We start from the raw sequence: 15,136 nt of genomic DNA, 5'->3' as shown, positions 1-15,136 counted from the left end.
GAATTTAGCGTTTTAGGACAAGCCCATGATGGACTTCGATACCTTTAGTGACAACCTGCCCGGCCAGCCGCTTTCTCAGGCAGAGAAAGCGGCTGCGGTTCTGCTCGCAATGGGAACGGGCGTTGCAGGTAAGCTGCTGAAGTATTTTACCCAAGCCGAACTGCAGACAATCATTGCTTCTGCGCAGAGCCTGCGCGCCATTCCGCCAGACGAACTGACCACTCTCGTCAACGAGTTCGAAGACCTGTTCACCGAGGGAACAGGTTTGATGGACAACGCCATGGCGATGGAAAAGATTCTCGACGAAGGCCTGACGCCGGAAGAGGTCGACGGCCTGCTCGGCAGACGCACCGCGTTCCAGACCTACGAGGACAGTCTCTGGGACCGTCTTCAGGACGCCGATCCGGTGTTCATCTGCAAGTATCTCGGCCGCGAACATCCGCAGACGATCGCCTACATCCTTTCGATGCTGCCTTCCGCCTTTGGTGCGAAGATCCTGGTCGAACTGCCGGAAAGCCTGCGTGCCGACATCATGAAGCGTGCGGTGAACCTGAAGAACGTCAATCCGCAGGCGGTGCAGATCATCGAAAAGCGGATCGCCGATCTCGTCAACGAAATCGATGCCGAGCGGAACTCGACCGGCCCGGTCAAGGTTGCAGACCTGATGAACCAGCTCGAAAAGCCGCAGGTCGATTCCCTGCTCGAATCACTGGAACAGGTCAGCCAGGAAGCAGCCCAGAAGGTTCGCCCGAAGATCTTCCTGTTCGAAGATCTCATGGTCATGCCGCAGCGCAGCCGTGTCATCCTGCTCAACGATATCGCGGGCGACATCCTGACGATGGCGCTGAAAGGTTCGTCGGCACCGATGCGCGAATCCGTGCTCGTCTGCCTCAGCCCACGCCAGCGCCGCATGGTCGAATCGGATCTTGCCGCCGGCGGTACGATCAACCCGCGCGAAGTGGCGCTTGCCCGCCGCGCGATCTCGCAGGAAGCGATCCGGCTTGCCAATTCCGGCCAGATCGAACTCAAGGAAAAAGAAGCACCGGCAAGCGAAGCGGCCTGATTGCCTCCGCTGCCGGACGCATCCAACACCGAAATGCCCGCCTCGTGCGGGCATTTTGTTATCCTTCGCCATCTCGGATGCGGTCAAGCATAGCCGGGACACGATGGAAACTATGCTCGCAGCGCCGCGAATCGGTTAAGGCTTTCGCGCTCGCCGCGCTGGACGAGTATGGGGAGATGTCGCGCTTTCGTGGGCCGACATGCTGAATGCCACTGGGAGAGATCGATGTCGAATAAGCGCATATTGCTGGTCGGAGCCGGATTGTCGGGCGCCGTCATCGCCAGGAAACTTGCGGAGGCCGGTCATTCCGCTGTCGTTCTCGACGAGCGCGCCCACATCGCCGGCAACTGTTTTACCGAGCGTGACAGCGATACGGGCGTGATGGTGCATGTCTACGGACCGCACATCTTTCATACCGACGATGAGCCGGTCTGGGACTATGTGAACCGCTTCCAGACCTTCATGCCCTATGTCAACCGCGTGAAGACGACCAGCGGCGGGCGGGTGTTCCTGCTGCCGATCAACCTGCACACGATCAACCAGTTCTTTGGCAAGACGCTGCGGCCGGAGGAGGCAAGACAGTTTATCGCTTCGCTTGCAGATAAAACGATCGGCGAGCCGAAGACGTTCGAGGAGCAGGCCCTGAAATTCGTCGGTCGTGATCTCTATGAGGCGTTCCTGAAGGGCTACACGGTCAAGCAATGGGGCTGCGAGCCGAGCCAACTGCCGGCCAGCATTCTCAAGCGCCTGCCCGTTCGCTTCAATTATGACGACAACTATTTCTTCCATCGCTTTCAGGGCATGCCGGAGAACGGTTACACGGAGATGGTCGAACGCATCCTCAACCATGAGCGCATTGACGTCAGGCTCGGGACCCGTTTCACCCGTCCGGATGCCGCATCCTTCGACCATGTTTTCTATTCGGGACCGCTCGACGGCTACTTCGATTTCGAGCTTGGCCGGCTGGGCTACCGGACGCTGGATTTCGACCGCTTCAGCCACGACGGCGACTATCAGGGCTGCGCGGTGATGAACTACGGCGATCTCGACATGCCCTATACCCGGATTACCGAGCACAAGCATTTCTCGCCTTGGGAAACCCATGAGAAGAGCATCTGCTACCGGGAATATTCGCGCGCCTGCGGACCAAGCGACATCCCCTACTATCCGATCCGCATGGCCGACGAAAAGGCCTTGCTCGAGCGCTATGTCGAGCTGGCCCGGACGCAGCAGAACGTGACATTCGTCGGCAGGCTCGGCACCTATCGCTACCTCGACATGGACGTGACGATCCGCGAGGCCCTGGACACGGGGGACGCCTATATCAACGCCCTGCAGGGGAAAGGCGCGCTCGGAGCGTTTTTCGTTAATCCGTAGAGAGATCGTCAGAGACAACCATGTGTCTAACAGTTGGGGCGCGGTTATAAACCGCGCCCCAACTTCGTTTAGAGAGTGCCGGGAAGACCAGAGAGTCTGTGGTCTCCCCGTTAGTCGCAATCAGTAGGTTTTGTACGCTGCAATAACGGCCTCAACCTGTGCAGTGTTCAGTGCCTGAAGCTGCGATGACGACAATGCAGCCATGTGGGTGCTGTCGAGACCGGCGAGTGCGTCCGTGGAGAAGCCGGCGACCGCCTTCAGGCCAATAGCAGAGATCTCGTCGGTGGAGAACAATCCGAGCTCTGTGGCGTCCAGCGTACCTACCTGGGCGGAGCTCAGACCAGCGATCTGCGTGCTGGTCAGCGCTGTCACCTGATCGGAAGACATAGCGCTGAACTGGGTGGATGTCAGTGCTGCAACCTGTGTCGAGCTCAGAGCCGCAATATTGTCCGTGCTCAGCTTGGTAACATCCAAGCCACCGATCGCCTTTTTGCTGATCGCAGCAATATCGGTGGTCGAGAAGGTCGCGAGCTGGCCCGAGGACAAGGCGGCAAGCTGGGTCGACGAAAGTCCCGCAACCTGTGTCGAGGTCAGAGCTTCCGCATTGGCTGTCGTGAGACCGGCGATTGCGTCAGAGGAAAGGCCGGCAAGAGCCTTGGCGCTGATGGCCGCAATTTCGTCGGTGGAGAACAGCGCAATTTCTGTCGAGTCCAGAGTTCCTACCTGGGCGGAGCTCAGACCAGCGATCTGCGTGCTGGTCAGCGCTGTCACCTGATCGGAAGACATAGCGCTGAACTGCGTGGCTGTCAGAGCTGCAACCTGCGTCGAGCTCAGAGCCGCGACATTTGCCGTGCTGAGCTTGGTAAGATCCAAGCCACCGATCGCCTTCTTGCTGATCGCAGCCATATCGTCGGACGAGAAGGTCGCGAGCTGGCTCGAGGACAAGGCGGCAAGCTGGGTCGACGAAAGTCCTGCGACCTGTGTCGTGGTGAGGGCTTCCGCGCCGCCTGTGCCAAGACCGGCGATTGCGTCAGCGGAGAGGCCAGCAAGAGCCTTGGCGCTGATGGCAGCAATTTCGTCAGTCGAGAACAGTGCAATCTCAGTCGAATCCAGAGTTCCAATCTGAGCGGAGCTCAGACCGGCGATCTGCGTGCTGGTCAGCGCTGTCACCTGATCGGAAGACATAGCGCCGAACTGGGTGGATGTCAGTGCTGCAATCTGCGTCGAGCTCAGAGCCGCAATATTGTCCGTGCTGAGCTTGGTAACATCCAAGCCACCGATCGCCTTTTTGCTGATCGCAGCCATATCGTCGGACGAGAAGGTCGCGAGCTGGCCCGAAGACAGGGCGGCAAGCTGGGTCGAAGAAAGTCCTGCAACCTGCGTCGTGGTCAGGGCTTCCGCGCTGCCTGTGCCGAGACCGGCGACTGCGTCAGCGGCGAGGCCAGCAAGAGCCTTCGCGCTGATGGCAGCAATTTCGTCGGTGGAGAACAATGCAATTTCTGCAGAGTCCAAGGTCCCTACCTGAGCGGAGCTCAGACCGGCGATCTGCGTGCTGGTCAGCGCTGTCACCTGATCGGAAGACATAGTGCCGAACTGCGTGGCTGACAGAGCTGCAACCTGCGTCGAGCTCAGAGCCGCGACATTTGCCGTGCTGAGCTTAGTAAGATCCAAGCCACCGATTGCCTTCTTGCTGATCGCAGCCATATCGTCGGACGAGAAGGTCGCGAGCTGGCTCGAGGACAAGGCGGCAAGCTGGGTCGAAGAAAGTCCTGCAACCTGTGTCGTGGTCAGGGCTTCCGCACCGCCTGTGCCGAGACCGGCGATTGCGTCAGCGGAGAGGCCACCGAGAGCTTTGGCACTGATGGCAGCAATTTCGTCGGTCGAGAACAATGCAATTTCTGTGGAGTCCAAGGTCCCTACCTGGGCGGAGCTCAGACCAGCGATCTGCGTGGTGCTCAGCACCGTCAACTGATCGGAAGACAGACTGCCGAATTGCGTGGCCGACAGCGCAGCAATCTGAGTCGAGCTGAGAGCTGCGATATTGTCCGTGCTGAGCTTGGTAACATCCAGCCCGGCAAGAGCCTTTTTGCTGATCGCAGCCATATCGTCAGACGAGAAGGTCGCGAGCTGGCCCGAAGACAGGGCGGCAAGCTGGGTCGAAGAAAGTCCTGCGACCTGTGTCGTGGTCAGGGCTTCGGTGCTGCCGGTGGTGAGGCCGGCGATTGCGTCAGCGGAGAGGCCACCGAGAGCCTTGATACTGATGGCCGCAATTTCGTCGGTGGAGAACAATGCTATTTCTGCAGAGTCCAGGGTCCCTACCTGAGCGGAGCTCAGACCGGCGACTTGCGTGCTGGTCAGCGCCGTCACCTGATCGGAAGACAAACCGCCGAATTGCGTCGCTGAAAGCGCTGCAACCTGCGTGGAGCTAAGAACTGCGACATTGTCGGTGCTGAGCTTGGCAACATCCAGGCCAGCGATCGCACTCTTGCTGATTGCGACGATCTGCGTGCTATCAAGAGACCCGATTTGCGCAGTTGAGAGCTCAGCAACCTGGCTGCTGTACAGACCTGCCACCTGAGCGGTGGAGAATCCATCGAGCTGTGCAGAGCTGAGAATTTGGATCTGATCGAGGCTCAAGCCCGCAAGTGACTTTACCGAAATGGCGCTCATATCCGCTGAATCGAAGCGAGCTAGGCCGTCGGTCGTTAGGGCGGCAATCTGCGATGAGGTGAGGGATTTGATTTGAGCACTGCTCAAAGCATCGACATCTTCCGAGGTCAATCCCGCGATCGTGGTCGTCGATAGTTTGGAAATCTGCGTATTGGATAGGGAAGAGATGATCGTGGTCATGGACGTGTCCTTGATGTCGTTAACGAGAGGTCACGCCTATCTGCCGTCAGACACCCACACACCTGGCGGCAATCCGACCTTGCGCAAATACAGCGAAACAAAAGGGGACATGGCTCACGTGAACCTCGGCGTCGGAAAGGCATCATGCAATTCGAGCCAGAACATAGCTCGGATTTCCCACGCTCACTTGTGCGAAAACTTGAACGCTGTTTTCGCGCCCTAAAATATTTAGCCGAGAATTCTTAAATGAGGCTTAACAAGGGCACAGGCATAAAGTGTTGGCGCTCCGTCCGACACATTGTTGGGTTAATCCAGCGATGCCTGGAGCTTTCCGCTGCTGCGAACAAGAACAGTTGGTAGGCATGATAGATTCGAAATTCATGAATTACCAAAGTCACTTGGCCACGGCTTATTTTGATTAAAAATGCATCCACTACAAATACGGTTACCCGTATGAACCGAGAGATCGCAGCTCTTAAGGTTGAAGAACAGATATCAGGCGCTGCTGCGAAAAAACTCAGGCGCTTTCTCCAATACTAACGGCTACTGCATCAACCACGTTTATTCTTCAGCTATTTCGTCGGAGAATTGAGCGATGTGACATACATGGACATGCTGCATAAGACGACCGTCCTCTGGAGCAAAGGTCCTAGATAATCTTATCGCGTAGTACGCGACATCGTCGCGCGCGCCACTGCAAGTCTGGATTGCCCTCACCCTGCTTCGCGACCGCAATAACAAGCCCGACGCAAGCTAACCCCGATAATCACGAGGATAAGACGCGTGGAGTGCGTCAATCGTCAGCACCGCTGCCTTGGAACGGGATGGTCATGAACGCCAATATCGCACCTGCAACTGCTCAGGCTTCGCCCTTCGACAACATTCTGGAGAAGGCGCAGAACCAGCAACTCTCGCTTGGCGATCTGTTTCAGGTTGCCGAAGCGCTCAATTCCAGCGGCCAGCAGGCGCGCGCCGTCGAAGTCTACAAGGTGTGGACCGCCTTCAACGAAACCCACCCGCTTTTGCATGTCGCCTATTTCAACTATTCCGTGACGCTGCGGCAGCAGGGCGACAATGCCGGCGCCATTCTCGCCTTGCAGGCGGCCAACAGGCTCGATCCGCTTTTCGGCCCGGCCCATATCAATCTGGGACGTACGCTCGAAGATTCCGGCCTCATCAATCAGGCACTCCAGAAATGGCGTACCTATATCGATCTGACCGACGAAGTCATTCCTGACCGCATCAACAACCGCCTGATGGCCATGCAGCATACCGGCCGCGTGCTCGAAAACGCAGGTCGGCTGGATGATGCGGAATCCATCCTGTGGCAGGCGATCGAACTGCAGCCAAACAAGACGGAGGCCGGCCAGCACTGGAGTTCGATTCGCCAGCGCCAGTGCAAATGGCCGGTTCTGACCACGACATCGCCGCATGTGACGCCGCGCCAGCTTCTCGACGCCATGTCGCCGCTGACGCTGTCGTGCTATTCCGACGATCCGATGTTCCAGCTGGCCAAGGCCTATCGCTACAGCAAGCAGCTCATCGGCGGGCCGTTCGACCTCAGCGCCTTCCCGCGCAAGGCGGCCAAGAAAAAGACCGGAACCGGACAGCGCCTGCGCATCGGTTACCTGTCATCAGACCTTCGCGACCATGCCGTCGGTTTTGCATTGCGCGAAGTGCTCGAGTTGCACGACAAGGACAACGTCGAGATCTACGCCTACTATTGCGGCGAGGCCCGCACCAACGATGCCACGCAGGACCGCATCAAGGCGGTCGCCGACCAGTGGCGCGATATTGCGGCACTTGGCGATGCGGAAGCAGCGAAGACGATCCGCGCCGACGAGATCGATATCCTGATCGACGTCAACGGCTATACGAAAATGGCCCGTGCGAAAATCTTCGCCTACCGTCCGGCACCGGTCATCGTCAATTTCTGCGGCTATCCGGGATCGATCGGCAGCCCGTTCCACCAGTACATGATTGCCGACGGTCACATCGTGCCGCCGGAAAACGAGATCTTCTACACCGAGAAAGTGCTGCGGATCGCCTGCAACCAGCCGATCGACCGCAAGCGCGTAATCGCCCCGACGCCGAGCCGCATCGATGCCGGACTGCCGGACGGCGCCTTCGTCTATGCCTGCTTCAATGGCATGCAGAAGATCACGTCGAACTGCTTCAATCGCTGGATGAAGATCCTGTCGGCAACGCCCGGCAGCGTCCTCTGGCTGCTCGCGGGTGACGAGGATGCCAATGTGCGGCTGCGCCAGTTGGCAGAAAAGCAAGGCATCGCGGCAGAACGGCTGATCTTCGCGCCGAAAGCGCCGAACGCCAATCACCTTGCCCGCATCGCCTGTGCCGATCTCTTCCTCGATACATTCCCCTACGGCGCGCATTCGACGGCATCGGACGCCATCACCATGGGTCTTCCGATCCTCACTGTGTCCGGCAACGGCTTTGCCTCGCGGTTCTGCGGCAGCATTGTTGCCGCCGCCGGCATTCCGGAGATGATCTGCGCCACACCGGAGGAGTATGTCGCGCGCGCCATCGGCTTTGCGCATGACCGCGAGAGCCTGCGCGCGATCAGAACGTCGCTCTGGGACAAGCGCGATACGAGCGCGCTTCGGGACATGCCCGGCCTCGCGCGTCGGCTGGAAGAACTCTACTGGCAGATGCAGGGCGAGGCCGAGCGTGGCGAGACGCCGGTGCCTGATCTTCGCAATCTCGACATCTATTACGAAGTCGGCGCGGAGCTCGTTCTCGAGGGGATCGAGTTCGAAACTGCCGATGCCTACCGGAAGCGCTACACATCCAAGCTGGCATATCAGAACGAATATGCGCCGATTCCCTACGACGACCGTTTCTGGAAACAAAACAAGGGCTGAACTGTCCTGACCCGGCTGTTCTCGATCGAGAGCGTCCGGGTTTTCGGCAGTATCAAACGCTCAAAATCCATTTTTAAAATCAAGTGCCGCATCAAGGATCATAGCGTATGACCTCGACCATTTCCTCCCTGAGTGCCTCTCAGGTCAGGTCCCTCTCAACGGCAAGCGTTGCTGCGTGGACCACGGAAGATGTCGCATCGCTTTCGACCAAGCAGATCGCTGCGATGTCGTCCTCGCAGATTGCGGCCCTTGATGTCGAAGACGTCGACGTGATGAACACGGTGCAGCTCAATGCCATTTCGCAAAATGCGATCATCGGCCTGACGCTGGACCAGTTGTCCATTCTCAACGGGAACGAAATCGCCAGCCTGAGCACGAGACAGGTTTCCTCACTGTCGACCGCACAGATCAGCAGCCTTTCGGACGATCAGGCCGAGGCTCTGACCTCCGTCCAGGTCGGTGCCCTCACCTCGGAACAAATCGCGGCCCTTACACCGGACGAGATCGCAACATTTTCGACCGCCGACATGGCTGCGATCAGCGCGAAAGGTGTGCGCGGCCTAACATCGACGCTGATCGCCGCACTGTCGGAAGAACAGGTCGCAGCGCTCAACACAGCGGCGATTTCCAATCTGGCCACGAGCCAGATCGATGCCTTTTCCGCCGATCAACTTGCCGCGCTGAAGACAATCCAGATCGCCGCTCTCGGCGGGTCGCAAATGGGCGCATTGACCAGCAACGATATCGCGGCGCTATCGACGGATCAGGTTGCGGCGCTCAACACGAGGGCGATCGTCGGTCTCAACACCGATCAGATTGCTGCTCTGTCCATCGACCAGGCCGAAGCGCTATCCTCGGTCCAGGTAAAAGCGCTGACCTCGATCCAGCTCGCGGTTCTGAGCGCAGAAGCGATCGAAACGTTTTCGACGGCGGACATTGCATCGATCAGCAGCAAGGCGGTCTCCGGTCTGACAACCGACGTGATCTCAGCCCTGTCCGAACAGCAGATCGCCGCCCTGACCGTGGGGACGGTTGCGAAGCTTTCGGCAACGCAGGTGGCAGCGCTCTCGGTCGATCAGTTCACTGCCATGGCGACAGCGCAGATCGCAGCGCTCAGCGCAACGCAGATCACCGCCATCAGCACGGGCACCATAGCCGAATTTTCCACGCAGCAGATTGCAGCACTCGGAACCGCGACCGTTGCCAAGCTTTCGACGGTGCAGATTGCAGCACTTTCCGAAGATCAAGCGGAAGCGCTCTCCTCGGTCCAGGTAAAGGCCCTGACCTCGTCGCAGATCGCAGCCTTCAGCGATTCGGCAATCGCCACCTTCTCGACCGACGATATCGCTGCCATCAGCAATCGTGGCATTGCGGGGCTGACCGTCGAGAACATTGCCGCGCTGACAACCGGACAGATCGCTTCGCTCAGCACGTCCGCCATTTCCAACCTCGGCACGGACCAGATTGCCGCCCTTTCGGTCGAACAGGCCGAGGCCTTGTCTTCGGTCCAGATCAAGGCGCTGAGCTCGAAGCAGCTTGCCGCACTGTCGCCGGAGGCAGTCGCGACCTTTACCACCGCCGAAATCGCCGCGATCAGCAGCAAGGGTATCGGCGGCCTCAGTTCGGATGCGATCGCAGGACTTTCCATCAGCCAGGTCGCGGCTCTCGGCACGGGTGCGATCGCCAAGCTTTCGACAACCCAGATCGCCAGCCTTTCGGCCGAGCAGGCGGATATCCTATCCACCCTGCAGATCGCGGCACTGACCTCGAAACAGCTTTCAGCGCTTTCCCCCGAGGCAATCGCGACGTTTACGGCCGCAGAAATCGCGACGCTCACCAACAAGAGCATCGGCGGCCTCAGCACCGATATCATTGCGGCACTCACGACAGCGCAGATCGCCGCTCTCGGGACGAGCGCGATTGCCAACCTCGGCACGCAGCAGATTGCGGCACTGTCGACGGATCAGGTGGCTACGCTTTCGGCGGCTCAGGTGAAGGTCCTGTCTTCCAAGCAGGTTTCTGCGCTGACGGAAGACGGTATCGCGACACTGTCGACGAACCAGGTGGCAGCACTGTCAACAGGTGCCATCAAGGGCTTGGTCGCGGACCAGATCGGTGCAATGTCGACCCGGCAGGCCGAAAGCCTGACGTCGGCACAGGTCGGCGCCCTGTCGTCGAAACAGCTCTCGGCGTTCGACGATGATCACATCGCCACCTTCTCAACGCTCGATATTGCAGCAATCGGATCGAGCGCGGTTGGCGGGCTGTCGGAGGATGCGATCTCGTCGCTCTCCGCAAGCCAGATCGCAGCGCTTGGGACAGGTGCCCTGGCGGCACTTGGTACAGGCCAGATCGCAGCTTTTGCAACATCACAGATCGGAGCATTGAGCACTCAGCAGATCGCCGCCCTGAAACCGACACAGATCGCAGCGCTCGGCGCGAGCGACATTGCGGTTCTCTCCACGGCGCAGGTCGCCGCACTGAGCGCCTCCGCAGTGGCAGCGCTTGGCGTCGATCAGGTCGAGGCTCTCACATCCGCACAGATCACGGTGCTCGGCTCCAAGCAGATGGCGGCCCTGACATCGACGCAGGTCGCAGCGCTTGATACCGCCGACATCGCACGGCTATCTTCCATGCAGGTCGCAGCCCTAAGCGCCTCCGGCGTTGGGGGTCTCAGCACCAGACAGCTCGCCGTTCTGTCGGTCGATCAGGCCGAAGCGCTGAATTCCAATCAGATCGGTGCACTCACATCCTCGCAGCTTGCTGCACTCGGGACCGACGACATCGCGACATTCTCGACCAAGGAGATTTCGGCGATCGGTTCGGGCGCAATTTCGGGTCTGTCCACGTCAACGATCGCCAGCCTGTCGAGCGAGAAGATCGTGGCGATCAGCACAGCCGGTATCTCCGGCATGACGACACGGCAGGTCGATGCCCTGAGCGCTGGTCAGATCGCGATCCTTTCCACGAAGCAGGTGTCGGCGCTGACCTCGCTGCAGGTCTCTGTTCTTGAGACTACAGATATTGCCGCTCTTTCCTCGAGCCAGGTGAACGCACTCAGTTCCACCGGTGTTGTCGGCCTGACCACGAGCCAGATTGCCGCGCTCTCCTCGGATCAGATCGCAGCGCTGTCCACCCGCCAGGCTGCGGTTCTGAGCTCGTCGCAGATCGTGGCGATCATCTCCAACAATATCGAGGCGTTTTCCGCCAAGAACCTCGGCGTGATCAGCTCCAGCGCGGTTGCCGGGCTTTCAACATCGGTGATCGCTGCTCTTTCGACCGCAGCCATCGCGGCGCTCAGCACGAACGGCATTTCCGGACTGACGACGAAACAGGTGGATGCGCTGACATCCGACCAGGTTTCGGTCCTCACCACGAAGCAGCTCGCGACACTGACCTCGGCGCAGGTCGGTGCTCTCGGCGCCAGCGACGTGACCGTGCTGACGACCTCCCAGATCGCGGCGCTTAGCGCGGCGGGTGTCGCCGGGCTTTCGACCGGCCAGCTGAGTGCGTTGAGCACGGCGCAGGTCGAAGCCATGACGGCCTCGCAGGTCGGCGCGCTCAGCTCCAAGCAGCTTGGGGCGCTCGGCACCGACGATATCGCCACATTCTCCACCGCAGATATCGCCGCGATCGGCTCGGACGCCATTGCCGGCCTCTCCACCGACATGATCGCGGCACTGTCGGTCGACCAGGTCGATTCGCTCAGCACAGCCGGCATAGCCGGTCTCAGCACCAGGCAGATCGACGCCATGGACTCGGCGCAGATCGAGGCGCTGACAAGCAAGCAGGTCGCGGCCCTCAATTCCCGGCAGGCGACGGCGCTCGACACTGCCGATATCGGCAAATTCTCGACGCAGGATATTGCAGCGATCGGCTCCGACCTCATCGTCGGGCTTTCGACCGCCGTGATCGCAGCACTGACCACCGATCAGGTCGCAGCGCTGAGTGCAGCCGGACTGTCCGGGCTGTCGACGAAGCAGATCCAGTCTCTGACAAGCGACCAGATCGGATCGCTCTCATCGTCCCAGATTGCGGTTCTCAACTCCAAGCAGATCGCAGCGCTGGATACGGAAGATGTCGCGGCCCTTTCGGCCGGCCAGATCGCCGCTCTGAGTTCGAGCGGCGTTACGGGGCTTTCGAGCGCACAGATCAGCGTCCTTAGCACCGCTCAGGTCGAGGCCTTCACTGCGACCCAGGTTGGCGCCTTCAGTTCATCGCAGATTGCAGCGCTTGGCGCCGACGATCTTTCGACCTTCTCGGAAGCTGATATTGCCGCGATCAGCTCGGCTGCGATGCAGGGTCTGTCGACCGCGACCATCGCGGGCTTTTCGGCAGACCAGATCGAAGCGCTAGGCACCGCCAATATCGCCGGCCTGACGACGGCTCAGGTCGGGGCGATGAGCACGGATCAGCTGTCTGCGCTGACCACGAGCCAGATCAAGAACCTGACCTCGCGGCAGATTTCGGCGCTCGGCACATCCGGGATCGCTGCCTTCTCCCACGATCAGATCGAATCGCTCAACACGGCCGCCATCGCGGGGCTGACAACGGCCCAGATGAGCAGCATGAGCAGCGATCAGGTCGAAGCTCTAACGTCCGTTCAGGTTGCCATGCTGAGTTCGACGCAGATCGCATCGCTTGGCACGGACGATCTGGCGACATTCAGCACCGGCGATCTTTCGGCGATCAGTTCGTCGGCCATGCAGGGGATCTCGACAGCGACGATTGCCAGCTTCTCCGCCGATCAGATCTCTGCACTCGGCACCGGCGGCATTGCCGGGCTGACGACGGCCCAGATCAATGCCCTGAGCACCGATCAAGTCGGCGCACTCACCACCGGCCAGCTTTCGGCCCTGACATCGAGGCAGGTGGCAGCGCTCGGCACCGACGACATTCTTGCCATCTCGGCCGATCACATTTCGGCGCTCAACCCGTCGGTGATCGCCGCTTTCTCGACGGTCCAGATCGCAGCGCTCAGCACGAGCCAGTCGGAGGCACTGACATCCAGCCAGATCGCCACCTTGAGCTCAGGCCAGATCGCAGCCTTCGGACTTGACGACATCGAGACATTCTCGACTGCAGACATCGCCGCCATCACGTTCAAGGCCGTTCCCGGCCTGTCGACGTCGATGATTGCGGCACTTTCGACCGACCGTATCGCGGCCTTGAGCGCCGACGGCATTGCAGGCCTGTCGACCGCCCAGATCAATGCCCTGAGCGTGTTGCAGGTGGAAGCCCTGACGACTGCACAGTTCTCGGTGATGACGTCCCGCCAGCTTGCGGTGCTCGGCACGGACGATCTGGCGATGCTGTCGCCGAACGACATCGCGGCGCTTAACACAGGCGCGATATCAGGCCTCTCGGCGACCCAGATTGCCGCCTTGACGGTCGATCAGGTGGAGGCATTCACCTCCGATCAGGTGGGCATGCTCACATCCACACAGCTTGCCGCGCTTGGCCAGGACGATATCGAAGCGTTCTCGACCAGTGACATTGCCGCGATCAGTTCGAAGGCGATGCCTGGCCTTTCCACAGCAATGCTGTCGGCGTTTTCGGTCGAGCAGATCTCCGTGCTCGGTACCGGCGGCATTGCAGGACTTTCGACGGCGCAGATCGCCGTCCTGAGTTCGATGCAGATCGAAGCTTTGACGACCACGCAGATCGCGGTCTTCACGTCCAAGCAGATTGCAGCGCTCGACACCGGCGATCTCGCCGTTCTCTCGAGCCAGCAGCTTGCGGCCATCAGCTCGGCCAGCGTCGGCGGACTTTCGACGGCAACGATCGGCGCCTTCACGACGGAGCAGATCGCGGCCTTGAGCCCGGCTGCGATCTCGGGTCTCTCCACCAGCCAGATCAACGCCATCAGCGTCGATCACCTGGAAGCGCTGACGACCGACCAGGTCGGCGCCCTGACCTCCAAGCAGATGGCCTCGCTCGGCACAGACTATATCGCAGCACTTTCGGTCGAACAGATCGCAGCGATCGGTGCCGGCGGCATTTCTGGTCTCGGCAGTTTTCAGATCGCGGCTCTCAATACCGAGCAGATCGACGCGTTTACGACAAGCCAGATTGCGGCGCTGAGTTCCGGCGCGCTGATGGGGCTCTCGTCGGAAGATTTTGAAACCTTCTCGACGGCGGATCTGGCAGCGATCAGCTCATCCGCAATCAAGGGCCTTTCGACCGGCTTTATTGCCGCGCTTTCTAACGATCAGATTGCATCCTTGAGTGCCGGCAGCGTCGGCGGCCTGACAAGCCTGCAGATCGACGCCATGAGTTCGCAGCAGATCGACGCGCTTTCGACCGAACAGCTTGCGGGCCTCAGCGCCAACGGACTTGGGGGGATTTCGGCAGACGATTTCGGCACGTTCACACTCGAAGAGCTGGCCGTTCTCAACCCGACTTCGATCAAGGGACTGCCGGTCAGCATCATCGCAGGTCTTTCCACGATCCAGATCGGCGCGCTGACGACCAGCCAGGTGGCCGGCCTCGGCTACAACCAGATTGTCGCCATGAACACCGATCAGCTCGCCGCATTGTCGGTCGATCAGGTCGGGGCGCTGGGCGCGCTTCAGGCATCGGGCATCGGCGCCGACGACATTCTCGGCTTCACCACCGAGGAGATTGCCGCCTTCAGCACCGGTGCGATCTCAAGCTTGAGCACGCTGGTCATCGCGTCGCTCACCACGGCACAGGCAGAGGCCCTCACACCGCTGCAGGTCAACGCGATGACGTCGGCACAGATTTCCGCACTGACGGATGCGGGCCTTGCGACATTCTCGGCCGAAGACATCTCGCTCATCAGTGCCTCGGGGATCTCCGGCATATCGACGGCAGACATCTCGCATCTGACGAGCGACCAGCTTGCGGCGTTGATCGATACGCAGATGGGATCGTTGAGCCCGGACCAGATCTCCGCCGTGATTGCCCGCTATGTCGCATAAGTAAGGTTCACCGCGTCGCG

The 15,136-nt window shown here is 60.0% G+C and carries 5 protein-coding genes; 4 read left to right on the top strand and 1 reads right to left on the bottom strand.

Features of this window, described 5'->3' with window-relative positions; all coding sequences use genetic code 11:
* Window positions 1-25: 25 nt before the first annotated feature.
* A complete protein-coding gene (gene fliG / locus BLW69_RS07565) occupies window positions 26-1,063 on the top strand; it encodes a flagellar motor switch protein FliG (RefSeq protein WP_062453820.1) in 1,038 nt (345 codons plus the stop codon).
* Window positions 1,064-1,288: 225 nt separating this feature from the next.
* Window positions 1,289-2,440 (top strand): UDP-galactopyranose mutase, encoded by a 1,152-nt coding sequence (glf, locus tag BLW69_RS07560; protein WP_092661174.1) that lies wholly within the window; start codon window positions 1,289-1,291, stop codon window positions 2,438-2,440.
* 120 nt (window positions 2,441-2,560) lie between these two features.
* Here glf and BLW69_RS07555 read toward each other — a convergent pair whose 3' ends face one another.
* Window positions 2,561-5,290 (bottom strand): beta strand repeat-containing protein, encoded by a 2,730-nt coding sequence (locus BLW69_RS07555; protein ID WP_092661172.1) that lies wholly within the window; start codon window positions 5,288-5,290, stop codon window positions 2,561-2,563.
* Between the two features lie 830 nt (window positions 5,291-6,120).
* Here BLW69_RS07555 and BLW69_RS07550 point away from each other — a divergent pair.
* Together BLW69_RS07550 and BLW69_RS07545 are read left to right on the top strand one after the other, a co-directional pair.
* The gene (locus BLW69_RS07550; RefSeq protein ID WP_092662402.1) at window positions 6,121-8,172 is read left to right on the top strand and encodes an O-linked N-acetylglucosamine transferase, SPINDLY family protein; all 2,052 of its coding nucleotides are present in this window, start codon (window positions 6,121-6,123) and stop codon (window positions 8,170-8,172) included.
* Window positions 8,173-8,279: 107 nt separating this feature from the next.
* On the top strand, window positions 8,280-15,116 hold the full coding sequence (locus tag BLW69_RS07545; RefSeq protein WP_092661170.1) for a beta strand repeat-containing protein: 6,837 nt from the start codon (window positions 8,280-8,282) through the stop codon (window positions 15,114-15,116).
* The last annotated feature ends 20 nt before the right edge of the window (window positions 15,117-15,136 follow it).

This window comes from Rhizobium sp. NFR12 (genome assembly GCF_900108545.1).
Classification (GTDB): Bacteria; Pseudomonadota; Alphaproteobacteria; order Rhizobiales; family Rhizobiaceae; genus Neorhizobium; species Neorhizobium soli.
Note: the sequence above shows the minus strand (reverse complement) of the source record. Positions and strands in the feature narration are given on the sequence as shown.